Consider the following 25,441-nt stretch of genomic DNA (forward strand, 5'->3'; position numbering starts at 1 on the left):
CATCCCCTACCTTCAGCGATCGCGAGACTACTCCATTTCGGACACATAGCGACAATGCCCACATAGTCTGCTGAGGTCATCATCTTCGTCAATCTTATCCTCCAGCGAGCTACCGCACTCTGCGCATGCACGGCCCGGGCTTTTATCCAGGCAAAGCACGCAACTGGCCTCATCGGTTAGGTATGTGAATTGATTACACCCTGCGCAGGTTTCGACAGGCGCTTCACCACCTTTTGTCATGGCGTAATAGAGATCGCGATAATGGTGCATGGTCGTAATGACCTCTGCGGCCTCCGCATATGTGGCTTCGGTTGCGCAGCACGTGCACACAAATTTTATCTGTGAGGCAGGTTCGATCAGGGTCCGGGGCTTGATCAGTTCTGATTTGCATGAGGGGCACTGCAATAGTTTTGCCGAACTCATCAGCAACGGATGAGCCCAGGCAACTCCTTGGTTGGCAGCCTGGCAAACCTCATGTTCACGCTTGTAAAAGCTCTCCTGCGCTGTCAGAAACTTCCATACATCCTCCCCCAGAAGCTGAACAGGTGTCAGGCTGAGATAGGTCGGAACAAATTGCTGTATGAGGTGGAACGACGCAGCCATCGCTTCGACAAGTCCAGCTGTTGGAAGCCTGGAATAGTAGTGCTCCACGTCGTTGCGCATCTCGATAAGCTTTCTCAAGAGCTTCCAGTCAATCCCAGTGACATCCAAAGCTTCCAAACGTTGGATAATCGTCTCCACGTCAGCAGTCTTATTGCCCTTGCCAACCCAGACAGGATTGCCAGCAGCATCCATGGAAGGGATCACATTTTGCTTGAGGAGCGACTCGTTGGAATCCAGAGGGCTAAGCTCTTGAAGCTTGACCTTGAACATTAGGAGAAGTCCTGCAGAAAGGTTCCGCATCGCCGAGAGAGCACGAGCCTCATCAGTCGAAATAGACTTGAAGTCTTCCACACCCAGTCGAATAGAGGAAACAGCGTTGTCGAGCATTGACATCAAAAACGTCCTTGTTTGAGAGGGGCCTAAGCCGTTTGAACGATCTGTTTACGAAAACTACATAACCCAGGGCGTGAGGGGCGAGCGATAGTGAGGTGCCTAGGGCCATTAAGATTTTCATGGAGCGCTTCATTCGGGTGCTCGAATTCGAAGTGTAGCGCTCAGTTTGCTCGTTTGCGCACAGTCCAATGTAATGGGGAGTTTAAATGCGTAGGTCTCCGTGATGCCCCGGTGTAGGTGAAAGAGAGCAGGTGGCCCGGGATCAGCAACTGGGTCGAAATACGCTCCTCGAAGTCCTGTATGGAATATAGCCTGAAGCGCTCGGGCCCACTCTCTTCCTCATCTTCATAGTCTTCGTCGGGGTGAAGTAGGTTATCCGATGCTAAGCAGATTCGCGCCACGAATGGGCAATCTGGCTGATCTCGAGCCTCCAGAACAACGTCAACAGACACTTCACCCGGTTTTCCGGGTAGCACATGGAAGCGAGGCGCGTGGGGGAGGAGGCATTCTGCGATGAATTGAAAGCTAGGCGTGGTCGATTCAAAGCGCTGAAGGTCAAAAAGCCGATTGAAGCATCGATCCTTGGCGGACTTGCGCAGGTCGCCATTGCTGTCGAAAAAAACTTCGAAAAGCATGCCGTCCAGCAGTGCTTTTCTCTTTATCTCAACTAACTCCCTCATTTTTGAGGGGAAATTATCTATGAAATGGGTCGCCTCACGTGCTTGACCGCAAGCTGCTTGATAGATATTTCGCCCGATTACAAACAGATTGTCTTTGCGAAATTTTCGGGAGGTCTCGGGCGTCAGCTGGGTCAGTGCAGAATTCTGCACGCTCCATGTATAAACCTTAAGGTTCCGGATGATTTCATGGGAAGCCAGCGAGTTATCGAGCTCTAGCAGCGCATCCCTCAAGGCTGAGGGACTGTAGCTGTCTATACGCACTCCAATACTGCGATTGAAGAAAAACTCTGAGGCCAGTGAGGTGTGCTCCCAAGAAATTTGCTTTCCGTTGGTCGCTACACTTAGCGTGTTACGCACCCGCTTGAACATGGCCTCGATCGTGCAGTCGGGTGCACCAATGTGTTGTAGGAGTGCATTGGTGTACCGACCGTTTCTTTGATCCTTCCCATCGTCAGCAGTTTGGCCAGGTGAGGTGGCGAATGCGATCAGGGTGCCTTGTGGCACATAAACCGAAGCTAGGCCTCTGGAACCGAACGATCTTTCCCAGCGTCGCTCCCAAGGGTTATTGCGGCAGGCGTCCAGGATTATTAGATTGGTATTGGTGCCAGCTCTCTCCATAGAGTCGATGACGTAATCGAGATTCATGGAAGAATGCTTGACGTCGATTTCGTCTCCAGTGCGGGTGTCAGTCGCGAGTAGGTAGTTCCTGCCGTCGATCTGTAGCCCGTGACCTGCAAAGAAAAAAAGCCCAACGTCCGCAAGGTAAAGCTCGCCGCGAAAATCGCGCAGGGCCTGCTCCATGTTTTGGTAACTCCCGTCTCGGCATTCGAGGACATCAAAGCCGTAGTGACGCAAGACGGTGGCGATGTCCTCAGCGTCATGACAGGGATTCGTGAGAGGTTTTTCCGGATAGGCAGCGTTACCAATAACCAAAGCGACCCGCTTCATAAAATCGTGTACATCCTGTAGGCGTTAGATGGTTACTCGCTATTAAAGTGGGATTTATGCTCGTAATCAATCTGTCTCTAACAATTGATCCGCTTTAGTTTTGAGCCACGATTTGGACGTCAGAGGGCGCTCCGATGCGTCCCCCTTCTTCGGGCGGTTCATCATTAGATCCCCGCATCGGATCGGTCTTCTGCTGAGTCGGAGAACAGGATGGGCAGTTCGCCAGAACCGCATGCCTTTCTTTTCAGCGGCCAACCGCTTGCGAGTCTGGCCCTCACACAGGCACACTCCTATACGTCCGAAGCGGCCCCCAAACGCTAAGTTTTCGAAACTTATCGAGCGGCATCCAGGGAAGGGAAAAAAATTGGAAAGAATTGATGACCGTCATTGACGATACCCTGCATGGGCCCATTGTCTGGCCATCTATCGAAGAAATCCCTCCACAAGAAGAGGGGGGGCCAATTGCCAGAGCTGGCTTCAGCTATCAGGACGAAGTTGCTGTTGGCTTTCTCATTGAGATGCTGCGCTCTTCAGCTATCGTAAAGGTTCATTGCGAATCGCACGATGACATCCTAGTAGTTCGATGCATCGAAGGGGTTCTTTATGCCGAGTTTGTTCAGGTCAAAGGTAACCAGCTGGACCAGCTTTGGTCCGTAGCCAATCTTTGTACTCGTAAGAAGGGCTTAGGGACTTCGATTTTTGAGGTTTCGCTAGCTCGTGACCGGCACGATCTACCATCTCTCTTCCGGCTGGTCACCCATCGGCCTGTGGCGCCTTTACTTCGCGTTTTGACATATCCGCTCGGCTCGCTCGGACGAGAGTCAGATGGGAATGCAGTAGCTGCGCTGCGGGCCGCAATTTGCGAGTACCACCCTGATGCCAAGTCGCCGAAGGGCAACGACACACAGTTTTGGATTGAAAATTGCGTCTGGGACATACGTAATGACCAAAGCAACATCGCCAATGCAAATCTGATCAAATTGATCGAACTATCTGCTCTCGATGGTCGTTGTTTACTTCCTGAACAAGCTCAAGTGTTGCTTACAGAATTACGGGAATGGGCAAAACGGGCTGGAGAGGCGCGATGGATTCCTGATCGTGACAAGAAGATCATCGCGCGCGCTGAAGTTTGCACTTGGTGGGAGCGGCGTACGGCAGAAATTCGCGACGGAGCCTCGGCGCCCGGTGGGGGCAAGCTCTCACACAAGCTCGATGAAATCGGTGCCGGTGGCGAGATGATAGCGCTTGCTGTTGAGTTGAGGCGAGACTATGCCGCGCTGATGAGAACCCCTCGTTACATGGAGGCGGACGAAACGGCTGCGCTCCAACAGCGGGTTAAGTCGGAAATGATGCGTTTGCGAGCACGATATTCTGCCGGACACCTGGATATCGACGGGGTGGAATTCCTTTCTCTGTGCTTGGACCGCCTCGACGAAGTGAACGAAGCACGGCCTGACGGTGAGCAGGATCGTTCGGCCTTCTTACAGGGATGTTTGTACGACATCACAGATCGATGCCTGCACCGATTTGGAAGACCACTCCGATGAAGTCTCTCGAACGCTTGGGTAGCCGTCCAGTGAGCTTGCCGCTAGCGGCCGACGACGTCATTGAATTCCATATGGCAAGACTGCTGCTGCTCTTGAAGCTATGTGGAACCGCAGGGCGAATTGACGGTTTGACTAAGATGGCAAAGCTAGACTTTTTCGTTAGATACCCAGACTTCTTCAATGTCGCACGCGATCAGTCGGTCGGAACAGTAAGGAGCGACCACGCTGTCGAATCAGCCATGGTGCGGCATCACTATGGTCCATGGGACAAGCGCTACTATCACGTGCTAGCAAATCTGGAAGCAAAGGGATTGATTTCGGTGACTAAAGAGAAGAACTCATATCAAATCGCCCTGACCGAACTCGGGCAAGGTCGAGTGAAACGTTTGCTCAGTCTTCCATCCTTCGAGCCAATTGTGGTTCGTATGAAGGACGTCAAGCGCGCTTTTGGCGCTCGCAGCGGCTCCTCGCTCAAACAGATGATTTACAAAGTCTTTGATGAAGAAGTTGGACAGCGTCGCCTCGGCGAGGTGATCGAGGCATGAGCGGCCCCTACCTTTCGATCGCGCGATTGTCTCGACGGCTCACTACCGGCGCCACGGAAGCGCTAACTTTCCAGCCAGGCGTCAATCTACTTATTGGCCAGCCCAACACGGGCAAAACAAAGTGGCTGCAGATGCTTGACCATCTGTTGGGCGATCCATCTTCCTTTGAGTCCACGTTCGATGAACAGCTCTACGAGAAATATGATGCAATCAGCGCCGAGCTTGTAATAGGCGAACACACGCTGAATGTTGAGAGGCGCTGGAAAGAGCCCGGTAGCAAAAGCAAAGTATTCGTTGATGGCGAGCCGCTGTCACCTCGCGATTTTCAGCATGTGTTGCTCGATAAATTGGGCATTCCGTTGTTGCACTTCCCGAAGGGCAATCCCTTCTCGGGCCAAACGTGGCCTGAGCTCAGCTTCCGCATGCTATTGCGCCACATGTATCGTCAGCAGCGATTCTGGGGTGGGATCGCGGATCAGCAGATCGACGCGGAGCAGCATGCCTGCATGCTGCAGTTTCTCGGGCTCGCCGAGCATATCTATACCGACGAGTATGGAAAATTGGTAGAGATGAAGCTCACTGCGGAGCGACTCAAAGCGCGTCGTGAGCAGTATGGCGCCACGCTTAGTGAGCTCGCCGGTGATCTTTTGACAGCTGAAGGCCTCAATCTCACAGTAAATTCAGAAATGGTCCGACTGGCAGAAGAGCGCATCATTGGGAAACTCGACGACCTGCACGTCCAGCGCGACAGGACGCTCACGGAAGGGAGGGATAAAGTTGTTGCGACCGAGTCGCGTGCTCGCATCGACGTATTGAGCGAAAAAAGGGCCACTCTCATCATCGAACGGGAGGAGCTGTTTATCCAGGCCAAGGCGACGAATGAGCGCCTTGAGGAAATGCAGCGCTACCACGACGATCTAAAGAATGAGCTGGCTCGGCTGCATCGTGCAGAAGATGCAGGCGCAGTATTTGCCGACTTGAAAGTCACGCATTGCCCCGCATGTGATCAGCCCGTCGCCGCTCAAGCTGTCGCCGATATTAGCTGCCATCTGTGCCATCAGCATCTGCCGAGCGACCCGATGGTTGAGGGCATGGGCGCTGCACGCCTGCAGTTCGAGAACGATCGGCTCACCGGTGAGTTGCACGAAGCGGAAAGCTTACTCGATATTTTGGAACGCGAGGCAATAAGACTTGCCCGTAGGCACGAGACACTCAATGAGCAACTCAAGGCTGCAGAGACGGAGCTTGCGCCTGCAAGGCAAGCGGTTTCCGCCCTGGTCAACGAGGATCTACGCGCAATTGACATGTCCATGGGTGAGCTAAACGAGCGGCAGCGCCAAGTCCAGCGTCTCAAAGGGGCGCTCGAGTTGGGTGAGCAACTGACCGCGCAGATCCAAGAGATGGAAACTACCATTGAGCCGCTACAGGATCAGGTCGATGCAAAGATGCGTACGACGGATTTTAGTCATGGCGAAGAAATGCTCGCGGCAGGTATGTCTACTTACTTGAACTCACTTAATGCCCTAAAACCCAAAGTCTGGCGTCACAGCGCACCAGACGTGAATCTTTCCCGGTCAAGCTTCAGCATCAAGGTTGGCGCCAGACGGTGGAACTCTGCCCTGGGCGGGACGGACACTTTGTACTTCCTGATGTCGTACCACTACGGTCTTCTCTCGCTAAGTGCCACGCCTGGGTACCACTACCCTGGCTTGACGATTATCGACCTCCCCGGAGACTTTTTGGGAGAGTCGGTCGAGGACAAAGAGAACTTTATCGTTCAACCTTTCATCGACCTCTTGCGCCAAGAAGCTTATTCGGGAGCACAAGTCATCATCACGGGTGCTTCCTTCCAAGGCCTAGAAGGCGTTCATAGCAACAAACTCACCAAGCCTTACGTCGGATGACGCCCTCATACCATGTATTAAGGTTCTGCGATTTTAAGAAAAGGATTGTCGGGTGGTATCAATTCAAAAAAAATCTTCGGGTCCTCAATCAAGTACCCCTTTAAGGTGGTTCTCTTCCTAGCGCCCTGCACTTGGCATGCCCAGATGTTTAGGCCGTTGCCTCGCTTCCTGTGGACCTTCATTTTTTCAAACTGCTTCTGGACCCAACGCCACTCTTCAATCTCTTGATCTATACCTTTGGCGATGCCTGGAAACTCCCGAACGTAGCGCTGGAAGAGACCTGGCGTTACCAGAAACACAGTACCGCTCACTGTGTGGATTTTAGCCTTGCTGTCGTTGATTATCAGCTTGTGGCTCTGGATGCCTCCCTTGATCCAATTCAGGAAAACCTGACCTGGGTTGTCCGAAGGGGGGCTTGAGACTTCGAGAGCATTTTCTGACGGCGTATAACGCACCACGGGTTCTCCCATTTCGAACATATCCAGCAACGTTCCGAGGTAGTCGGCCTCCTCTTTGGCCATAGGATCTTCTAGCGATTGGTTTTGATGCGATCCTGTTCCGCCTACCTTGGACGCTGGTGGTGATACCGGAGCGTCAGTCAGGTGGTCATCGACTGCAGTGCTCACCGTTCCGCTGAAAGCCTCAGGCCGGTTTTCGTTCCCCCAGATCAACGTCGGTTGAAGGCGCAGAAAGGTGAAGGTCTGCTGCCAGTCTCCATGTGTCACTTGTGCAGTCCAGATAGCTTTGCCTTCCGACGTGGACTCAACCAATCCATGCGACTGCAGCTCATCGAACACCGCGATATTGGACGTGGGAATGCCCTCAATCGATTGCGACAGCAGATAGGCTCGCAGCTTGTCCGTGACCGTCTTGCTGACCAGCCACAGCGCGTCTTGAGTCAACCAACCCGCAGCACCCGGCTGGTTGAGTTTTAGTTCGTGTTGAATCAGATGACGCAGTCCGCTGATCAAGTGATGTTGCAGCGAGTGAATCGGTGCTTGTAGCGCTTTGCTTGGATTGCCGCCGATGTTCTGCGCAGTGGAGACGCGGTCGGCCTGAATCACCAATTCGCCCAGCACGCCGGCGCGCTCGTACTGGCCCGCCAGGACATACAGCAGGCTGGCCCAGAGTGACGGAAATCCACTGAGCCAGTCCAAGATTGGACGGTCGAGAACTTGGGTGTAGAGCAAGCCTGCGGCGGCGCCGTGCAGGTGATAGTCGCGACCTTTGAGGTAGCGAAAGCGGTAGGGCTGATCCAGCGGGCCCTGCCAAGGATGCCAAAGACGGCCATCCTGGCGTTCGACCAGCAGGTCCACGGCGATCTTGCCTATATCATGCAGCAGGGCACCATAAGCAATACCCGCCGACCAGGCATCGGTCTGGGCGGCTTGGTCTTCGGGCGCGGCGCCGGTGGGAAGTAGATACGACTGACGCAGTTTCAAACTGCAAGCGACCAGTTCCAGTCCATGGTCGAGCATGCCGCCAAGATAAGCATGGTGGTGCGTCTCGCTGGCCGGGAGTTGCTGGACCTGCTCGGCGTAGCGATGAATCGGATTTAAATAGAGCTGGATGAACTGCGCGTGGGAGAGGGCGGTGTACTGCCAGATGCGATCGAGCAACTGGCGGCGGTGCTCCGCGGCTAACAAACTGTGGGCCGACTCGATGGGCAGGTAACCTTCGGTGGCGCTCACGGTCGGTGGTGGAGGGGGCTTCTGCCTTTTGTGGCGAAACAGACCGAGCATCGTGACCTCCGGGAAGTGGCTGGGTCAGTGGCCTTTTAGCCTTTTCGGGTAGGGCTCTTACCCTTGAGTCCCCATTCCCTTCCAACCCTTACCCGTCCTTTTGGCTCGTGTCCCTTTGTGCCGCAATCGGAATATGGATACTGCTCGACATCGTTTTGTTGGAGGGCTGGTACGAAAAAGACAAGAGTCGGTACACTGCGGTGCGAATTTTCTCGGGGCTTGCCATGAATCTGACTGACGCCACGCTGGTGCTGCTCCTTGCGGCACGTATCCATGGGACAGACGAAGCCGTCAGGGCCTCGGCGAAGAGCGTGGTCAAGAAGTTGCCGCGCAGTAAGCGCGATCTGATCTACAAGGTGATCGACAGCCGGAGACCACTCGAGCTGGTGGATTTTCTGGCGCAGAACCTGGATGCGGAATGACAGGCTGCTGGTGTGCGCGCCTCTCTTGTTCTTTGCGTCAGAGTCCCGCGGCATGGAGCCTTTCTGCTGAGCGTAAAAAAGGGCCCAACTCGTGTCAGGCCCTTTGAAGCGTTTGCAACGGTGAGGTATCGATTAAGCTCCATCGTTCATGCAAGGCGAGTCATCCATGACCGCTTGCTTCAGTTGCTGCTCCAAGTTGAGTACATACTCCGAGGCGCTTCGGGCGTGACCACTGGCACGAAAGATCGCGCGCTTGTCTGCCTTGAGCAGAGCGAGCCAGGAGTCGATGTAGCCCTCGTGCCGAAGCTCTCCCTGTATACCGGAGTAGGCACATAAAAACGCAGCGCCCATTTCGGCGATCAACTCCTCAAACGCGTAGCCTGGCGAGCCAAACGGACAGACTGACGTCACGCCTTCGCGCTGCAACCGAGTGCGATGCCCGGTCCAGTGCGTCAGCTCGTGCAGTGCGGTGGCGTAGTACCCACCTTCATCGTGAAATTGCGCTTTTGTCGGCAGTTGGATGAGATCCCTGATCGGATGGTAAAAGGCTTCATCTGCAGATCGATGAACGATGTGTGCACCCGAACTTAACAGCAGGTTTTCCGCAGCGCTGTTGGGCTGGAAGGGATCACTCTGTTCCGTCTCGAGCAGGGTTTCATTGAGCATTTCGAGCCCCTCCGTTTGCTCTATGTTGAACAGAAAATGCGTCCTGAGAATACCGAAGTGAGCTACCTTGGGCTGACCGTTTTCATCGAGTACGGGTTGGCCTGACTCCGTCTGTTCCTCGCGCTCCATCGGCTTGTAGAGCACTGCTAGGGCACTTTGCTCACCCTTACGGATGTGCCCACCGGCTTTTTTGGCTTGGTTGAAGGTCAGCCAACGATCTTGAGTGAACCCCTGCAACCTGGCCTCGGCCCAGAGCAACGGTAAATTGATCCCCGAATAGGGACGATGCGTGATTGCGTTGATGGCGTAGGGTTGATGACCGATGTAAGCGGAGCCACTTGAGGACCAGGGTTTGATCCAGGGGGCAACGCCTTGATCCAAAGCGGTAACGATCTTGTCAGTCACGTCTTGGTAGATATCGCGCATGGCATTTTCCTCGAGAGAAAACGGAGGAACGCCTTGCCCGTCGGGGAGGGTTCCCCGATTGGGTGATGGGTGGGTTGATGCAGGTCTTGCATGCTGTCCGAATGTGGATTTGAGAGCCGACTACGGTTATCTGCGTTTAGCGTTGGCCTCTTCGGCAAGCGCTATCAGCAAGGCGCCAGGCTGACCCGGTTCTTGGAGTAGGCTGAGACTCAATTGCAGCAACAGGTCGTGGTCTAAGTGATCTGTTGGTTGAATGTGTACTACCTCGAACATTACATAGGGCTCGTGTGGAGAGGCCAGGTGAGTCTCGAAGGCTGCGCGCAATACGTGGCTCAGCCGATCGACTTGCAGCTTCTCAGGATGACCTGAGCACTCGAGCAGTACTGCGCGTTGCCAAGCACCAGGCGTGAACACAATGGGCAACCGAAGGGTGTTCAGTGCTTCCAGTGTCAGTGAGTCGGACATGGTGTGCCTCCGTTGAAAGCGCGAAGAAACCTGTCCCGTGGGGGAAAGAATTTCCCCGCAGTGGGTTGAAGAAAAACAAGAAGGTTTGCCTGGCGAGCGGAGCTCGAAAGACGCTCAGAAGAGCAGTAGGCGTTCATCACCTTAGAAACGGTGACCGTGCGAGCTACCGAACGCTAATCGCACTTGGGGAGAACCATCACCAAAGTGACGTAGCCTTGAAGGCTCTGGCTACCTAGGCAGGGTGCTGTCGAAAACAGCGATCCGTACCTTGTATTTAGCGGAGCGATTTATACGGGTCAACCTCCGAAGAGAAGCTGTGTCCCGATGTTCGTCTTTTGTCTTCCAGTGAAGATTTTTTGGCTGGGCAAGCTGATAGACGGTCAAGCACGGACAGTTTTCAGTAGTAGGCTGTTACTCCTGTCTCAATCATGAAAACGCTCAGAAGAGGGCGAGAACATGCCGACTCAGAGCCCTGTTCAGAATTCACGTGCCCACCGCTGGGCGTACGCCTGTGGCATGTCGGTAAAGCGTGGTTATCGCAAATTGAAAGCGTTTGAGTCCCACCTGGCTGAGCGTGCGGTGACGGCAGGTATGCCTGCGGGTAATTTACTCGTTCGCGGGAGCTTTCTGATCGCCAAGTTCATTATGGTGGGAGCGTTGCTTTTTGTAAGTTTTTGGCTGTTCCTGTCGTTGATGACTCTAATGGGTTTGTATTGGGTAATCGTCCATCGCCCACCCAACGCCTCAAAGGACTTTTACGGGGCTCAGGCATTCGGCGATCCTTATGGCGAGTACGAACTCAATCGTGCACCGGGACAACCTGACCTGGACGAGCATTAGTGGGTTGTCGTTAGCTTTTTCTGATTGAAGTACCTGCGGAGATCAGAGCATCAGTACCTTTCGACCCCGCATTTTGTGCACTGAGTGTCCCTTTTCCTAGCATGCCTTCTGCTATGGAACCTACGCTATATCCGGCCCAACTCATTGCGGCTAGAAAGACCATTGGCAGCACGATGAACATCGCCCCCATCACATACTCAATTACCTGCGCCGTGACCGTCCCATCCATAAACCCGGATGTGGGCAGCGATAACAACACTTGATTGGACGCCGAAACCTGGTTGTACAGCGTATCGAGCATGCTGGAGTCGACCCAGCGGGCGAGTTCCCACCAGAAACTCAGCATATGCAGCGTGAACAGCGCGAACGTCACCGTCATGACGGTTTTCAGCTGGTAAGTACTGACCAACAGGATCAACGGCAAGCTGATGATGACGCCCATGATCAGGAAGGCCTGCACCATTGGCAGAGCGGCGCGTAGCGCATTCATCGCCGGGAAGTTGCTGAAGGAGCCGAGGGCCAACCCAGTGTTGGTGGCCAGGTTATTGAGCCCCTGATTGATCGAGCCGCCACGAGCGCTAGAGCCATAGTCCTGGTACACCTGTCCGGGCGACATGGACATCGATTGCTGGCGCGGACTGACCAGTTCGCGCAGGGTGGCATCCTCGATCTCGTTGCTCGAGCGGCCAGTCAGCCAACCTTTCAGCTGAGTCAGCAGAGAGGGATCAACCTGCTGGATCAACCGCCCGCGCAAGCCGACACCGCTGTCGCTCCACCACTGCTTGCAGGTGGGGTAGCCCGCGCCATTTTCTAACCGAGGTAAGGAGACATCGCGGTTTTCATCATAGGGCCAGTTGACGCGCGGCGTGCGTGAACGATCCGTATCGTAGTAGCCGGGCGTATCGAGAAAATAGCTTGAGCCGATCCAGGACGCATCAAAACTTTGTGCCTTATTCAACTGCGGGCGGTTGGTGAACAGCCGAGAACGGGAATAGCCATAGCAGTCGCGGGTGAAGTCGGCGACTTCCTGCAGCAGTACCTGGCTGTCGATGCGCGAACTGTCGATCTCCATGCGCATCTGCCGGATATCCGGTGCGCAGGGGATGGTAGCCGTGGCCGCCGCGGTCACACCTTTGCTTAAAGCATGCACCAGAAACCACCAGATCGGTACGTTGGCGGAGCGTTCGCCGATAGTATTGAAGGTCGTCCCCCAGGCAGTTTCCGTCGGTTTGGCCACACTCACGCCGCAACGCTGACTCGCCGCATCATCGAACGTCATTGACGAGAGGCTCAACGGAAAGACCGGCGCGCAGCCGAACAACACGACGATGTAGGCCAGCCACAATCGGTTCTCGATCCTCGGCACCGAGAGCAGTCCCTTGTTGCCTTCATCCGCGCCTTGCTGACGGGCCGACAACCATTCTTGCAAAACGATTGCGCCAAAGGGGGCGGCGAACAGTCCAGTGTCGGACAGGACGCTCCAGAGGCCGTTGTTGATGATCCAAGCCAGCAGGGAGAGGTAAAACTCCAGGTAGCTGTTGGTGCTCATGAGCATGGTGGTGACCTCACAGTCGGGTGAGTTCGACACAGGTAAAGAGCACGAGCCCTAATGTCCCGATGCGCTGCACGCGCAGTCGCTCCTGTGGTCGATGTCGGTAGTGGCGAAACAGGTCCCACCAGAGCGCAAAGAGGGTGCTGTAGAGCAGGGCACGCCACCACCGCAGATAGGGCCGTACGGATTCGAATGCCTGCTGCCAGACCTCGAAACTACCCAGCGCAGTGCGGCCGATCCATGCGACCAGTGCGGCGGTCAGGACCATCACCGCGGCAATCCCCAGACTCGAAAGCAAAGTGAATAGCGGTGAGCGTTTCATGGCTCACTTGCGCCTGGCGTCAGCATCATTGAGTCGACCAGGCTCGGGGTCGCCTTGCTCGACGGTACGCGATGCGTCGGCACCACCGGCATGCCGGTCGAGCACCAGGCTGGCGGTGTTGGTGGCCAGCATCTGCCGGACCTGCAGTTCGGTCTGCAGCAGGCGTATTTCGCGCTCCAGGGTGTCGATGTTTTTCGTCAAGGCGCTCTGTGCCGGCTCGGCTGAGGCGATGTTCGGTTCGTGACTGCCCGCCAGCAGGGTGCGCAGTAGCAGCAACGCTTTGTCGAGCACACTGGACAAGGCCGTCTCACTGGCCAGGCGCCGCGCCAACAGATCCTGATCGGGGTCGTCACGCAGGGCTTCGACCACACCACGGGTCACCGGCAGCATCGGGCTGGAGGCTTTCGCCAAGTTGTCAGGGGTAGGCGGCAGAGAGCCAGACAACAGCCCTTGCAGGGTCTTGAGGCGCTCGTTATAGGCCTCCTGGATCAGCGGCGTCAGTCCGCTGCCAGCGGTCGCACGCAGAGTTTCGCAGCTGTCGCAGGTCGCGACTTCACTCTCGCCCAACACCCGAACGGCCCAGTCGGAACCCTCTTGGGGCGAGGTCCAAGTCTGGCAAATAGCCCCGCCTAAGCAGTCGCTGCTACTGATCGAGGCGCTGTCATCCACCGACCGGTTATGCAGCAGGTTGTAGCCTGCTCGCACTACGTCGGAAGTCACCCGGATGGGGGGCTGCCCACTACCTCCAGCCTTCTGGCCACCGACCCAGGACACCCCATTGCTGCCGTTACGGGCCTCGGTGTTTTTCACCGCGGCCACAGCATCACCGCCGGTTTGCTCCAGATTGCCCTGCATTTCCTGGTTCTTGGCCAGCGCGCCCCAGCCGGCTTGACCGACCTTGTCCGCCATCTTCTCGGCCATGGCCTGGCAGGTCAATTTGGAACGATCGAAGTCGATACGCCCCTGCATCACCCCGTTACTCAGCAACTCATAGAGTCCGGGGTTGGCGCGCTGAATGATCAATGCTGGCAGCGACATCACCGCCTGGGTCGCGTTCTGCACGATGCTGCCCATGATCTGCTGGAAACCTTCGGTGACACCGTTCAGCTGGTTTTGCAGGGTATTAGTGAGGCTCATGTTCCCGCACATCATGTTCGCTCGCCAGGACCCGCCGACACCGAGACCACTGGGTCGGTAGAGCGAGCTCGGTGAGCCCACTGCCGAGCCACCACCGATGGTGTACATCACTCGGTCATCGAGCACTTCGCCTTGAGTGCCCAGGCGGTAATCGCCCTCGGCGGCGTGGGCATGAGTGGCCATAGCGAGTAGCCCGTAGAGCAACAGACTCATCACGCCCAACCAGGGGCGCGCGAGAAACCGGCTCATGAAGCACCTCCTTCGAAGTCGATGCTGAACAGGAAGGTCTGCCCCTCACGTTTGCAACAGCTATAGGGCCGCCACAACGACCAGGCGTAGCCGCCATCTGCGCCCGGTACCGGATCGCTGGGGAAGATGGCGCAAGTCGGTTGAACCTGGGGGTAAAGCAATTGCCATTTGTGGGTCGAAGCGTCGTTTTCAAAGATCGGACCAGGTGGCCAGTAGCCGTCGCGTGGGGTGGGTGTCAGCGGTACATATACATGCGGCTGTCCATTACGGGTAATCACATCGCCGGCCCGTTGCGCCATGACCGCGGCCGCCTTGAAGTCGTCGGGCTGTACCAGAAAGCCTTGGCGGGGATAGACGTTGCCCCACATGTTTCCCGAAGCCTGACGACCAATTTCACGGATCCCCGGCATGAGCGACTCGGGATAGAGACTTTCCGGAATGCCATGACGCCAGGCCAATGAATCCAAGGTGCTCAGGTAGTAGGGCATGAACTCAGTAGCGCCGCTGGCGCAGGCGTAGCCTGATTGCGAAGCCAGTTCCGTTGCGATCCAGCCACCGGGGTGGCCGATGCCATCAACGTTCTTGAAGCGGGGTAAGTTGTCGCGGCGGGTGTTGGGTGTGATCAGGTTGCCGCCACCGTCCGCACCGCTGATGGGGAAAGAGAGGGTGGCCATCGCGCCCCAGGGATTGTTGCCGGTGGTGGCGTAGCTCGAGACCACCAGTTCAGGAATGAAATGACGAACCTTGGTCGAGGTTTTGACCTTGCAGCCGAAGGGCGTGCAGAGGAGCCAGAAACAAATGCCGACGACCCTGTATTCGAGACAGTTTGGAGAAAGCACGGAGGACGTGATGCTGGCGGTGTCCAGCGCCATGCTTGGACCGCACGCCAGCAGGATGCTTAGCGCCAAAGGCCGTAGCTTTGTGGGCGGGATTGACGAGCAGGCAACAGGCATGATCCAGGCTCTCGGTGTATGGCCTGGGCAGGTTCGGTTACGGACTGAAGACTGTCAGTGGAAAAAATGAAGGTGGATGTATCGGATTTGCGAGACGTGAGACTATTATTTGACGTGAAGCGAGCTGCGCAGGATGTCCGGCTGTGTAAGTAGTTGATCTGCGGTAATTTCGAAAATATTGGCGAGCTTGCACAGGACCAACAGCGACGGATTGCCCGTGCATCGTTCGATTTGACTGACGTACGTGCGATCCACCTCGGCCATGAGCGCCAGCTGCTCTTGGGTGAGGTTTTTTACGCGTCGCATCAAGCGGATGTTTTCCGCCAGCTGCAGACGAAGCTGTTCGTAGTCTTGAGTCATGCGCGCAAATTGCGCCTTGAGGGACTCTCAATCCACGGGATATAGTCTACATTGGCACTGATCTAGGCCATTTGATGCTCATGCCTGTTATCGAGCGTTCATTTGGCTTCGTTAAGCTTTTCGAAGCTGGGCCCAACATCTAACAATAAATCAGAAATCTAGGGTGTGTATGGACGAAAACTACATTTCAATTCCTGCGGCGGATGGTTGCCCAAGTCTTCTGACACCTTGGGGCAACGAGTTTGCCTCGATGATCGAACGTGGCGTGCAATGTGCTCAGGCTTGGCTTGATACGCCCGGCGAGATTCCCCTGTGGTGGGAACTGGCGCAAACCCGCAAGACGTTTCCTGTTGGCGACTGTCAAGATGCTTTTGAAGCCGGATTCCTGTTGAGGATTCAGCAGCGGGTTCGAGGCGCATCGCAATAACCTATCCCTCGCTCTAGAGCGCGATACCTGAATAGATTTCCCTATGCAGGTTCTATTCCTCGCGCTCTATCGATCCGTTCGGCTACCCGGTAAGCCGCTTCCAACTCTGAGCAGCCATTCTCTTGCATCAGTGTCCAGCGCTCGGCTTTTTCCTCGGGCTCTGTCATGGCCAGGGCGAGATAAAGACTGGGCGGCACGGCGCGAAACAGCGTTTCGAGTTTTTTCGACAGCACGACCCCCTCGGTGTATTTGCCCGGCTCCTTGCTGGCGGAGAGCAACAAGGCTTTCTGTGCCGGCGTGAGTTTCTTGAAGCGAGCGATTTCTTCGATTTCCGCCGGTGGCATGTTCAAGCAAATCCACCATTCGATCATGTTGAGCATGGTCTGCGCGGCCGTGGGGAAGTCGGCCAGGTTCTGTGTGGCGAGCCAGAACCAGGCACCGAGCTTGCGCCACATCTTCGTGCCCTTGACCACGAATGGCGCCAGCAGCGGGTTCTTGGTGATGATATGGCCCTCGTCGGTGACCATGATGATCGGTCGACCCAGGTACTGGTCGCGCTCGGCAAGGTTGTTCACGGTGTTCATCAGGCTGATGTAGCTAATGGACATCTGGGCTTCGTAGCCTTCGCGAGCATAGGTGGCCAGGTCGACAATGGTCACATCGCTCTCGGGCCAAGGCGTGCCCTCGCGATCGAACAGTTCACCCTCGAAACCTTGGCAAAAAAGGTCGATGGACTCACCCATTTCTTGGGCACGCTCGCGACGCTTCTCCGGCAGGTGCGGGTCGGCGGCGACGCGCAGCAAGGCGTCGCGCACGTTGCGGGTCAGTACCTGGCGACACGCCGCGACACACGTTTGCGCCGCATCGAGAATGCACTCGCGGATCAAGCTGCGATCGGCTCGACTCAGGCGCGCCTCTTCCTTGGCCTCGCCGCCGGTGATCATCAGGCGGGCGGTGATTTCCAGTTCGCCGAGAACATCGCGCTGGTCTTCGCGACTGGTTACCACCTCATCGTCCAGCTCATCGATCGACAGACTCGCTACCTGATCCGGCTGCTCGACCAGGCGCCAAGCATCGGCGAACGGTGCGAGACTGACCGAGGCGCCAGGTTTCAATTGGACCTTGTTGACCGACAGGCCCTGTGTCGCGAAGTAGTCGCCCTGCAAGCCGAATGAGTTGCCGGCCTCGACGATAAACAGGCGAGGGCGGTACACCGCCATGACTTGCATCAGTAGGGTGACCAGAGTGGCCGACTTGCCGGCGCCGGTAGGGCCGAACAACAGCAGATGACCATTCATGGCTCGGTCCCGGCGTGATAACGGATCAAAACTCAACGGCGAGCCACCCCGATTGAACAGGGTGATGCCCGGGTGGCCGGTGCCGGTGCTGCGACCCCACACCGGAACCAGGTTCGCCAGGTGCTGGGCGAACATCAGCCGCGTGTACCAGTTGCGCGTGTCGCGGGCCGGGTTGTAAGCCATCGGTAGCCAACGCAGGTAACTGTTGCAGGCGGCGACTTCATCGCCTTCGCGTACCGGTTGCAACCCCGCACCCAGCAGCGCGTTGGCCAGGCTGACCGAGCGCTGGTGCAATTGCTGCTCATCGTGACCGCGCACGTAAAACGCCAGGGTGCCCCGGTACAGCTTGTGCTGGCGGCCGATGATCGCGCGAGCCTCTTCGACATCCTGACGGGTCTGGGTCGAGGCCAGGTTTTCACCGATGGCCTTGCGGGCCAGGCGGTTCAACTGCTCCTCAAGTACATCCTGCGGTTTGACCACCAAGGTCAGACTCATCACCGTACCTTCGGGTAACTGGTCGAACAGTGCGTTCATCGCATCGCCCTTATGGGTTTCGCCGGTGAGTTGGCCAATCAAGGGTGCCCGCCGCAGTTTGTCCACCATCATCACCCGGTGGGGCTGATCGTCGAAAAACCAGAGTCCGCATTGCACATCCGAGCGCGGTTCGTTGAAGAACAGCCGCTCGGCAAAGTCGTGATCGAAGGGCAGTTCCAGCGACTCGCCATCGCCCGGCTCCGGATAGACTACGCGGCGGTAGAACTCCTCGGGTGCTTCATCGGTGAGCGTGGGGGCCGGATTGAACCAGGGCAGCAGCCAGGCATACAGACCTCGGCCATCGACTCGCCTCGATTGCACCCCGCATGCCTGCAACGAAGCCGCAATACGTTCGCAAGCCTGATGCAGGGATTGCACTGGGCTGAGTCCCGTCTCCTCATCGCCAGACTCGAGCCAGCGATAGACCACCAGGCGCACCCGACGGTTATTGCCACGCCAGGGCAGGCGCGTCACCACTTTATCCTCAAACAGACCACCGGGCTTGGCGATGGCCTTCAGATGACGGCGGCTAAGCTCCAAATACGCCTCGGTGAAGACCGTGCCTCGCGCGCTGTCCTGGATATAATCGGTGAGCCGGGTCAGGTAGGGGGTGAAGTCGTTGTCGTCCTGGCAGAAAAACTGCGCCACCCAAGGTGCTTGATCCAGCTCGTCAAAGCTATCCTGCAGAGCATCCTCGAGGGCATCGCGGGCTGCCATCAGCCAATCGGGTTCGCGCCCTTCGGTGCCGATGGGCAGTAACTCGAACACCGCCCCCACCGAACGATTGTCATCCAGCAGAAAACACTGCTCGGTGTCGAGGTATTCGACCCACGGCAGGTGATCGGTGAAGCTGGGGTTATGCGCATAGAGTGCAGCGTCATCGGCCAAGGTGGCGCGAGGGCGTAATGGGTGGCGCCAGGCTCTCCACGCGGCAGTGCGGTTGCCCGAGTCGCCGCTACGCACTACAAGTCTTCCTGACGTTCACCCGGCAATGCGTACTGCACCCGTTGGTAGAACGGAAAGACGGTCGAGTAACCCGGCACCGGTGCCTGCTCGGTACCACTCAAATGCGGATACACGTACAGCACCAGATCGGGATTGGGCAGGCGCGGGAACAGGTTATGGATCTCGTTCGCCGCTGTGCGCGTGTACGGTTCCTGGAGAGCCGCGGAGACATCTGCCTGAGCCAGCGGGCGGCGTAACTGTTGCCGAGCCTCCAACAGTTGCTGCTGAGTGCCTTGCGAACCGGCGCCGTTCCATATGTCCAGCATTGTTTGCTCGCCATGGGGCAGCAGCGTGTCCTTGTCGGTGGAACACCCCGTCAGGACCCAGCAGAACACACTAATCCAGATCAGGCAGGGAGACAGGGTCTTTTTCATGGCGAACGCTCCGGCCCTTGGGCTCGTAGTCGATGGTGATCTCATGGTCGAGGTGCAGTGCGACTTGGGCGGCCGGTGGCACGTACACGGCAGCAAAGGCTTCGCCATAGAGTTTGTTGACCCACTCGCGGATGTCGCTGACCCCACCACTGAGAATTGAATTCAGTGCACTATTGCCACTGCTGTTGGTGACTCCGAAGGTACTGCCGCCCGAGCTGATCACGCTGCTGTTGTTCTGCTCATCCCCGAGTAAGGCGGCGACACCCGCGCCGGCCGCGGTGATCAAGCTCTGGCTGCCGAGGTATTGCCGGGCGTTCGAGCGGCGCTCGCCGGCAATGCACGGAATGCCATACGGATCGGACAGGTAACCGAGTCCACCACGGATCTTGTCGGTGTTCGAGCTCTGGGTGGTGGAGGCATTGCGACCGGCTACCGCCTTCGGCTGAGGGACCGTGCGGATGGTGCCATCGATAAACACAAAGGTGATTGACTCGACCTGTCCGCGTACGCAAGACAGGGTCCAGTCACCGGACGCCGTGCCGCTCATCACGGCACCCGCAACGTCCGGCAGGTCGATGCCGTTGGCAGTCAGGTTCTCCGGGCCGACCAGCACCTTGAAGGGATAGGGATCATTCACTGTGCCGTCCACCGGGACGCGGCCGATCAGCGCGGTCATGGTGACCGAGCCCATCAATGTCGCGTTTTCAGGAATGGTGTAGACCGGCTTCGCGCCTTCGGTACGATCAACGGATTGCGTCAGGTCACGCTCACCCTTGGTGACTGCACGTAGCTGTTTCTGGCTGCGATCAATCGCGTTATCTTTTAAGCCTTCCAGTGAGTTGAAGGCGGTAGGCAGACTCAATGTGGAGGAGGTCTTGGTTTTGTCTCGGGCGTCGGTGGGCCGAGCATCTGAAGGTTCAATCCACTGCATCGCATCATTGGCAGAATGCTGCCCTTCGAACTGAGCACCGTCGCCGGGCTCAAGCCCCAATCCGATTGGCATGTCCTTACCTTTGCCGGTCAGCCCCGACAACTGGTCCTGCAATTGCGTCAGCAGACCACGGGCCTGGCGGCTGTCTTGTTCTGCTTTGAGCCGGGCCTCGTTGGCTTGTCGACGGCCTTCATCAACTTGCTGGGTCACACTGCCAAGCGCGGTCTGGATGCGCGAATCGACACTGTTCTCCCGTTCGCGCAGGCGGTTGTTTTCCGTCTGCAGTGAGTCATTGTGTTTCTTCAAACCGAGCATGTCGCTGCGCATGGCCTTCACCTGCCCGACCAGGGTGGCGACGGTGTCGCGTGGGGTATCGCCAGCAATGCCGAGCGACTTGGCTTGCTCGGCGGATAACTGAATATTGCCCTGATCAACTGGGTGCTCTGGAGAGGGCGTGCTGCCACCCGCGACCCAGCTTTTTAGGATGATCAACACCACGGCCAGCAGCGCAGCCGGTACCAGCCATTTGAGCAATGCGTTAGCCTTCATCGCCAGCACCTCGCGCAACGGGCGGAAGCAGCACGGCGTGTTCGAGGCCGGCACCGCGGGTGACGAGGTAGGCAATCGTGGTGTCTTCAGCGCTGCCGACAGGCCCGAGGAAAGCATGCTGGAAAGCAGCGGCGAACAGCTTGGCCTGAAGCTGACGCGGATCGAGTTGCACCCTCGCTGAACCACGATTGCGCAACTTCACCGCCGTCACCCAGTAGTCACCGAGTCGCCAGGCGGCGATGGGCGTGCTGGACACGTTTTCGATCGGCAGCAGGCTTGGCAGTTCGGTGCGTAGCTTGAGCGGGACGCGGCGTACACCGGGCAGCGACTCCACGGTGCGCAGAGGCGCGTACAGGCTTTGCGCAGCATAACGCGTCAAAGCGACCGGGATCGGTGTACGTTCTGTAACAGGGACGGTGCTCGATTCAGCTTCAGTAACCTGCGCCTGAGCATTCTTGAGGATACGCACGGGCTCCAGCGGTTGATCACCAAGCGTGGCCGCGATATCCAGCAGGATGATCTCGCCCGTCGCTACCGATCGCAGTTGCAGTCGGGTCGGTGCAATGGCTTCCGATGCGCGCAGGTACAGCGTGCCGCCGGTTGATTGCACACGCAGTTTGCCCGTCAGGGATGCGGGCACACCGACGCGAACATTCTCATCGACAAAGACCACCCGCTCCTGATTGATCACCAGCGGGACCGCGAGGGGAAGACGTTCCCAGTGCATCAGCTCGACGGCCTGCGCCGCAACTCCCCATAGCATCATTACGACGGTGAGTCCCAGGGTAGAAATCCGCTTCATGGCTCACCTCCAGGCAGGGAGATTTTTTGCGGAGTGCCCTGATAACAATCGAGTGCCAGTCCCCACTTGTTGCGTTCGGGATCAAGATCAAAACGCACCACGCGTAATGGATAACGCACCACCACCCGCTTCACCGGTTCGGCGGCGTAATACTCATCGGCGTTGAGGTCGAGCTTGACCAGCCAGCTGTCGCGGTCGAGTTGCTTGACCCTGAGCTCCGGATCTTCGCTGTAACCTCGGCCCAGAATTTCGTAGACACCACGCACCCGCTGGCGTAGTTCGCCGGCGGCCTTGCGGTACTCGTAGTCGCCGTCGAGGAAGGACTTGCAGGCGGGGGTCAGGTAGGACTGCAAGCCATAGATGGCGCGGCGATAATCCTGCTCGCCATCCGAGGGCCAGCGGTTGAGTTGGCCAAAGATGTAGAGGGCAAAGGCATAGACATTCTCTGAGGGGATATCCCACCACTTGCGAGTGCTGCCCGAACGCAGATCCGGTGGTACATGCACGGTCAGATCGGTCGGTGCCGAGCGCCAGCCATACCAGAGTCCGACACAGACCAGGGCGAGGATCATTACCGCCAGACGCAGACTGAAGATATGTGCCTGTTGGGCATCGACCTTGTTCCGAAAACGGCTCATGGCTGCCACCGGGGCAGGGCTGGGTGCAGTCGACGCGAACGGCGAACCGTCCAGGCGCCGGAGTGAAGGATCAAACTCCCGCGACCCAGGCGCCAACGGCTGGCGAGTATCCATTCGAGTTTGCGGTACAGCCAGGTCTCGGGGCGGGCCCGTTTGGCCCGACGCAGTAGTGTGCCACCGGCAAATAGCACCACCGTCATGCCTGCGATCATGCTGGTCGGCGCTACGGCAATGGAGGCGGTGGCGATCGCCAGAGGAACGCCCAGCAGTAGTCCAATGATTGCGCCGGCACCGAGCGCCATCCACATCTCATCATTGGTCAACCCGCGCAGTACGGCGGGATCACGATTGAGTCGCTCCGGCAGAAAGACCAAGGTGCCGTCGACAAGGCGTTCGATAGTGTCGTTCATGTCAACCTCACAGAATCGCGGCAGCCTTGGTCAGAAACCAGATGATGATCACTACCAACAGGGCTCCGATGCCGACTACAGCACCCAAGTCCTTCCAGGTCTTGCGCTGGTTCTGCACATCGGCATAGACGGTCAGGGAATGCCAGGCCACGCCGAGAAAAGCGAGCAGGGCGATCAGTAGACCAAGCAGGATGCCGCCGTCGTAGGCGTAGTTTTTGATTGTCTCGATCAACCCGGAACCTTCACCGCGCGAAGGCGCTTCCATGGTCGGGAGTTCGGCAAAAGCCAGGCTTGGACCGAGCACCAGCAGCAGACCGATCAAACGCTGGCTCGCACGATCACGCAGGTTGTTTTTCAGAGGGGTAAAGTACTTGAGCATGGCGGCGATCTCCTGGGTTAGGACAGAGTGAAGAACATCAGGACGAGTAGGGCGAGTAAGACGCGCGCGGCACTGCCGCCGAAGGCTCCAAAGCGCACACTGCCGGCCGCCCAACCCCGGTAAGCCGTCCACATCACCCACGTACACCAGAGCAAAGTCAGGACCAGAACCAGGGATAGCCAGAGCGTCGAACTGCTCTGTGCCGAGAAGCCGGCGGCGTTTTGGAACGCCGCGGTCTGGGCGTTGGTCATGCTCATGGCGACGGCTTCGTGGGCGGAGTGTCTAGGCGGTATTCGCCGACCAGTTCAACGGGATCACGGGGTTGCGCGCGGGAAGGGGACAGGTAGCCCTGTAAGCCCTGGCGAATGCGTTGGAGGTCCTGAGTCAGACGGGGATAGTCGAAGCGATAGCGATCGTCGGGTTCAGCTGTGCTGGCTGCCTCAGCTCGCCTTGCAAGGCGTTCGATATTGTCAAGCTGCTGCTGGATTAGGCTGAGCTGTTCCTGCTCATGAGCCGATGCGGCATAGCCGCTGCCATGAGCGATGGCCAGCGGAAGGATTAAAAAGCAACGAAAGACGCTAGTCGACATGATGCTGGTCCATGTGGAGATGGAGCTAGCATCAAGTTAGGGGTTGAATTACTCAGTATAAAACCCGAGATGGGATGTATCGTTTTTTTGGAGGCGAGCGGAAGAAGTTTACCCACACATACACTAGCAATCGATTGGACGAAAAAGAAAGTCCAGTCTAGCAATCCTTCCCCATTAGTAATGTGTTGCTCATAAGGCAATGAGTGGATTCACTTCTGCCTGAAGCGCGTATGGGTGACGAAGAGTCAATCATCGCTTAGCATGGGGGCGTTCACTTCTCATTTCCCTAACCTGAAGGAAGTTACACATGTCTCGTTTGGCTGAATTTCGTAAGCTTGAGCAACAACTGGCCGAACAGCTCGCAGAGCTCGAGTCGATGAAAAGTGATTCCGGTCTGAAAAAAGAAATGGAATTTGAGAGCAAACTACGTGCGTTGCTTGGTGAGTACGGCTTCAGCTTGAAGAACATCATTGGCATCCTAGATCCAGAAGCTGGCCGTCGTACCTCTACCCCAAAAGATACCTCCCTAAAGGCAGTCCGTAAGGCTCGCGAAGTGAAGATTTACAAGAATCCAAACTCAGGTGAGGTGATCGAAACCAAGGGAGGAAATCATCGACAACTGAAAGAGTGGAAAGTCGAGTTTGGCGCAGACGTTGTTGACTCGTGGCGTACTCAGTAAGATCGGTTTGATGATCAAGGGCCTGTAACGGCCCTTTTTATCGGTGAGAATGATAAATCCAGAGTGCAAGTCTTGACCCAGTCCTGCGCCAGTTTGATTGGTGGTTAGACCCTGGGTATACCCACAAATCTTGGAAGCCTGCATTTCATCTGTTGCTCTAACCCCTTGGTGGGAGTTGAGGACGACCTCTAGTAGCTATATTTGCATTCGTATGGTGGGTCAGTTTTCGGTCGCTGAATAACTAACCTGGCATCGGGGTATGTAAAGAAAAAATTGGTTTTTCCGAATCAGAGATACTTCTTGAATGTCGTTGCCGTGATTGCCGTAATGATGCCGAGCATCACAGCACTAGGGAAAAACACAGCCATGGGATTGAGCGAAAAGGGCAGAGACAAGTAAATGACCCAGGGCACGATCAGCAGTGGTATCACGGCTCGTTTAGCTCGATGGTAGACAAAGCTACTTTCTCGTCCTGCGCCAAATTTACGTAGGTCCCGGCGCATCAGTCCATCGACAAAGCCAGTGAACATGGCCAGCAGAAACAGGGGGATGGCTAGGACCAGAATGGTTAGGCGCACCACGAAGGTAAAGCTCATATACACAGCCGCCAGCACGAAATCCTCAATGCTTACGTAGAGCTGATTGATCCAACTCCAGAAGTCGTTGCCCTGACTCGACACCCGCGCCTGCTGGGCAAAATCCGCAAAACCTGTCTTGACCAATAACCACTGATTGAAAAAATCCAGCCACTGGACAATCGTCTGTCCGGGTTGTTGGATGATAAGTGAAGATTTGAAGTGGTCGCTGAGCCAGCCTAACTCATTGGTCAGCATGACCTGGCTGTGTCGCCAACCTTGGTCACTCCAGAATAGTAGCAGGCCAGCGAACTCGATCAGGATCGAGAACAGCAACGAGGCGATCAGTAAACCGATGATGCGCAGTACCAGACTGATCGTCGAGACAATCACTCCAGGACGCTGGATCGGTTGTGGCGGCGTATTTTGTGTGGAAGTCGCCATTGTTCACTCCATTGCGCACTGCAGAGTTGATGTGGGCAGATTCTGCTGAATAG

The 25,441-nt window shown here is 56.7% G+C and carries 27 protein-coding genes; 7 read left to right on the forward strand and 20 right to left on the reverse strand.

Going from position 1 to position 25,441, the window contains the following annotated elements; all coding sequences use genetic code 11:
- Window positions 1–27: 27 nt before the first annotated feature.
- A complete protein-coding gene (locus CKW16_RS32315; RefSeq protein ID WP_176471560.1) occupies window positions 28–996 on the reverse strand; it encodes a zinc ribbon domain-containing protein in 969 nt (322 codons plus the stop codon).
- A gap of 161 nt (window positions 997–1,157) precedes the next feature.
- Window positions 1,158–2,624 (reverse strand): caspase family protein, encoded by a 1,467-nt coding sequence (locus CKW16_RS15605; RefSeq protein WP_095129148.1) that lies wholly within the window; start codon window positions 2,622–2,624, stop codon window positions 1,158–1,160.
- 377 nt (window positions 2,625–3,001) lie between these two features.
- Here CKW16_RS15605 and CKW16_RS15610 point away from each other — a divergent pair, with 377 nt between their 5' ends.
- From CKW16_RS15610 to CKW16_RS15620, 3 genes are read left to right on the forward strand one after another with little or no spacing between them, the layout of a single operon-like run.
- Window positions 3,002–4,171, forward strand: a complete 1,170-nt coding sequence (locus CKW16_RS15610) for a dsDNA nuclease domain-containing protein (RefSeq protein ID WP_095129149.1) — start codon at window positions 3,002–3,004, stop codon at window positions 4,169–4,171.
- Window positions 4,168–4,716 (forward strand): hypothetical protein, encoded by a 549-nt coding sequence (locus CKW16_RS15615; protein ID WP_095129150.1) that lies wholly within the window; start codon window positions 4,168–4,170, stop codon window positions 4,714–4,716. Before CKW16_RS15610 ends, CKW16_RS15615 begins: the two co-directional genes overlap by 4 nt.
- Window positions 4,713–6,620 (forward strand): hypothetical protein, encoded by a 1,908-nt coding sequence (locus tag CKW16_RS15620; RefSeq protein ID WP_095129151.1) that lies wholly within the window; start codon window positions 4,713–4,715, stop codon window positions 6,618–6,620. Before CKW16_RS15615 ends, CKW16_RS15620 begins: the two co-directional genes overlap by 4 nt.
- A gap of 17 nt (window positions 6,621–6,637) precedes the next feature.
- Here the strand turns inward: CKW16_RS15620 and mobH are convergent, their stop codons facing one another.
- Window positions 6,638–8,362 carry a MobH family relaxase gene (mobH, locus tag CKW16_RS15625; protein WP_095129152.1) on the reverse strand — a complete coding sequence of 575 codons (1,725 nt, stop codon included), beginning with the start codon at window positions 8,360–8,362 and terminating at the stop codon, window positions 6,638–6,640.
- Between the two features lie 224 nt (window positions 8,363–8,586).
- On the opposite strand from mobH, the gene CKW16_RS15630 reads away from it, so the two are divergent.
- Window positions 8,587–8,784 (forward strand): hypothetical protein, encoded by a 198-nt coding sequence (locus tag CKW16_RS15630; protein WP_032830353.1) that lies wholly within the window; start codon window positions 8,587–8,589, stop codon window positions 8,782–8,784.
- A 132-nt stretch (window positions 8,785–8,916) separates the two neighbouring features.
- Here the strand turns inward: CKW16_RS15630 and CKW16_RS15635 are convergent, their stop codons facing one another.
- Window positions 8,917–9,876, reverse strand: coding sequence for an ArdC family protein (locus CKW16_RS15635; protein ID WP_095129153.1), 960 nt, complete (start codon window positions 9,874–9,876; stop codon window positions 8,917–8,919).
- A 126-nt stretch (window positions 9,877–10,002) separates the two neighbouring features.
- On the reverse strand, window positions 10,003–10,341 hold the full coding sequence (locus tag CKW16_RS15640; protein WP_095129154.1) for a hypothetical protein: 339 nt from the start codon (window positions 10,339–10,341) through the stop codon (window positions 10,003–10,005).
- A 456-nt stretch (window positions 10,342–10,797) separates the two neighbouring features.
- On the opposite strand from CKW16_RS15640, the gene CKW16_RS15645 reads away from it, so the two are divergent.
- Window positions 10,798–11,181 carry a DUF3742 family protein gene (locus CKW16_RS15645; protein WP_095129155.1) on the forward strand — a complete coding sequence of 128 codons (384 nt, stop codon included), beginning with the start codon at window positions 10,798–10,800 and terminating at the stop codon, window positions 11,179–11,181.
- Window positions 11,182–11,191: 10 nt separating this feature from the next.
- Here the strand turns inward: CKW16_RS15645 and CKW16_RS15650 are convergent, their stop codons facing one another.
- The 5 genes from CKW16_RS15650 to CKW16_RS15670 all read right to left on the reverse strand — a co-directional run bounded on the left by CKW16_RS15650 (window position 11,192) and on the right by CKW16_RS15670 (window position 15,754).
- Complete coding sequence (locus CKW16_RS15650; RefSeq protein WP_095129156.1) at window positions 11,192–12,736, reverse strand: conjugal transfer protein TraG N-terminal domain-containing protein; 1,545 nt, start codon at window positions 12,734–12,736, stop codon at window positions 11,192–11,194.
- A 10-nt stretch (window positions 12,737–12,746) separates the two neighbouring features.
- Window positions 12,747–13,055, reverse strand: coding sequence for a hypothetical protein (locus tag CKW16_RS15655; RefSeq protein WP_095129157.1), 309 nt, complete (start codon window positions 13,053–13,055; stop codon window positions 12,747–12,749).
- A gap of 3 nt (window positions 13,056–13,058) precedes the next feature.
- The gene (locus CKW16_RS15660; RefSeq protein ID WP_095129158.1) at window positions 13,059–14,441 is read right to left on the reverse strand and encodes an integrating conjugative element protein; all 1,383 of its coding nucleotides are present in this window, start codon (window positions 14,439–14,441) and stop codon (window positions 13,059–13,061) included.
- A complete protein-coding gene (locus CKW16_RS15665) occupies window positions 14,438–15,394 on the reverse strand; it encodes a TIGR03756 family integrating conjugative element protein (protein WP_095129159.1) in 957 nt (318 codons plus the stop codon). Before CKW16_RS15665 ends, CKW16_RS15660 begins: the two co-directional genes overlap by 4 nt.
- A gap of 105 nt (window positions 15,395–15,499) precedes the next feature.
- The gene (locus CKW16_RS15670; RefSeq protein WP_095129160.1) at window positions 15,500–15,754 is read right to left on the reverse strand and encodes a helix-turn-helix domain-containing protein; all 255 of its coding nucleotides are present in this window, start codon (window positions 15,752–15,754) and stop codon (window positions 15,500–15,502) included.
- A 169-nt stretch (window positions 15,755–15,923) separates the two neighbouring features.
- On the opposite strand from CKW16_RS15670, the gene CKW16_RS15675 reads away from it, so the two are divergent.
- Window positions 15,924–16,181 (forward strand): LasR-specific antiactivator QslA, encoded by a 258-nt coding sequence (locus CKW16_RS15675; RefSeq protein WP_095129161.1) that lies wholly within the window; start codon window positions 15,924–15,926, stop codon window positions 16,179–16,181.
- Window positions 16,182–16,222: 41 nt separating this feature from the next.
- Here the strand turns inward: CKW16_RS15675 and CKW16_RS15680 are convergent, their stop codons facing one another.
- Genes CKW16_RS15680 through CKW16_RS15720 form a run of 9 tightly spaced genes read right to left on the reverse strand, consistent with a single transcriptional unit; the run spans window position 16,223 to window position 23,690 of the window.
- On the reverse strand, window positions 16,223–18,976 hold the full coding sequence (locus CKW16_RS15680; RefSeq protein WP_095129162.1) for a conjugative transfer ATPase: 2,754 nt from the start codon (window positions 18,974–18,976) through the stop codon (window positions 16,223–16,225).
- The gene (locus tag CKW16_RS15685) at window positions 18,976–19,392 is read right to left on the reverse strand and encodes a TIGR03751 family conjugal transfer lipoprotein (RefSeq protein WP_095129163.1); all 417 of its coding nucleotides are present in this window, start codon (window positions 19,390–19,392) and stop codon (window positions 18,976–18,978) included. Before CKW16_RS15685 ends, CKW16_RS15680 begins: the two co-directional genes overlap by 1 nt.
- Complete coding sequence (locus CKW16_RS15690) at window positions 19,355–20,872, reverse strand: TIGR03752 family integrating conjugative element protein (RefSeq protein ID WP_095129164.1); 1,518 nt, start codon at window positions 20,870–20,872, stop codon at window positions 19,355–19,357. The genes CKW16_RS15685 and CKW16_RS15690 overlap by 38 nt, the downstream gene beginning before the upstream one ends.
- Window positions 20,862–21,674, reverse strand: coding sequence for a TIGR03749 family integrating conjugative element protein (locus tag CKW16_RS15695; RefSeq protein ID WP_095129165.1), 813 nt, complete (start codon window positions 21,672–21,674; stop codon window positions 20,862–20,864). Before CKW16_RS15695 ends, CKW16_RS15690 begins: the two co-directional genes overlap by 11 nt.
- Window positions 21,671–22,312, reverse strand: a complete 642-nt coding sequence (locus CKW16_RS15700) for a PFL_4703 family integrating conjugative element protein (protein WP_095129166.1) — start codon at window positions 22,310–22,312, stop codon at window positions 21,671–21,673. Before CKW16_RS15700 ends, CKW16_RS15695 begins: the two co-directional genes overlap by 4 nt.
- The gene (locus tag CKW16_RS15705; RefSeq protein ID WP_095129167.1) at window positions 22,309–22,722 is read right to left on the reverse strand and encodes a TIGR03750 family conjugal transfer protein; all 414 of its coding nucleotides are present in this window, start codon (window positions 22,720–22,722) and stop codon (window positions 22,309–22,311) included. Before CKW16_RS15705 ends, CKW16_RS15700 begins: the two co-directional genes overlap by 4 nt.
- A 7-nt stretch (window positions 22,723–22,729) precedes the next feature.
- Window positions 22,730–23,101: a TIGR03745 family integrating conjugative element membrane protein gene (locus CKW16_RS15710; RefSeq protein WP_095129168.1), complete on the reverse strand. Its 372-nt coding sequence runs from the start codon at window positions 23,099–23,101 to the stop codon at window positions 22,730–22,732.
- Window positions 23,102–23,118: 17 nt separating this feature from the next.
- On the reverse strand, window positions 23,119–23,358 hold the full coding sequence (locus CKW16_RS15715) for a TIGR03758 family integrating conjugative element protein (RefSeq protein WP_095129169.1): 240 nt from the start codon (window positions 23,356–23,358) through the stop codon (window positions 23,119–23,121).
- Entirely contained in the window at window positions 23,355–23,690 is a 336-nt protein-coding gene (locus CKW16_RS15720; protein ID WP_095129170.1) for an RAQPRD family integrative conjugative element protein, read from the reverse strand. Before CKW16_RS15720 ends, CKW16_RS15715 begins: the two co-directional genes overlap by 4 nt.
- Window positions 23,691–23,997: 307 nt before the next feature.
- Between CKW16_RS15720 and CKW16_RS15725 the strand changes: the two genes are divergently transcribed.
- Complete coding sequence (locus CKW16_RS15725) at window positions 23,998–24,369, forward strand: histone-like nucleoid-structuring protein, MvaT/MvaU family (RefSeq protein ID WP_095129171.1); 372 nt, start codon at window positions 23,998–24,000, stop codon at window positions 24,367–24,369.
- Between the two features lie 287 nt (window positions 24,370–24,656).
- Here CKW16_RS15725 and CKW16_RS15730 read toward each other — a convergent pair whose 3' ends face one another.
- Entirely contained in the window at window positions 24,657–25,388 is a 732-nt protein-coding gene (locus CKW16_RS15730; protein WP_095129172.1) for a TIGR03747 family integrating conjugative element membrane protein, read from the reverse strand.
- Window positions 25,389–25,441 lie beyond the last annotated feature (53 nt).

The sequence above is a fragment of the Pseudomonas sp. Irchel s3h14 genome (assembly GCF_900187425.1).
Classification (GTDB): Bacteria; Pseudomonadota; Gammaproteobacteria; order Pseudomonadales; family Pseudomonadaceae; genus Aquipseudomonas.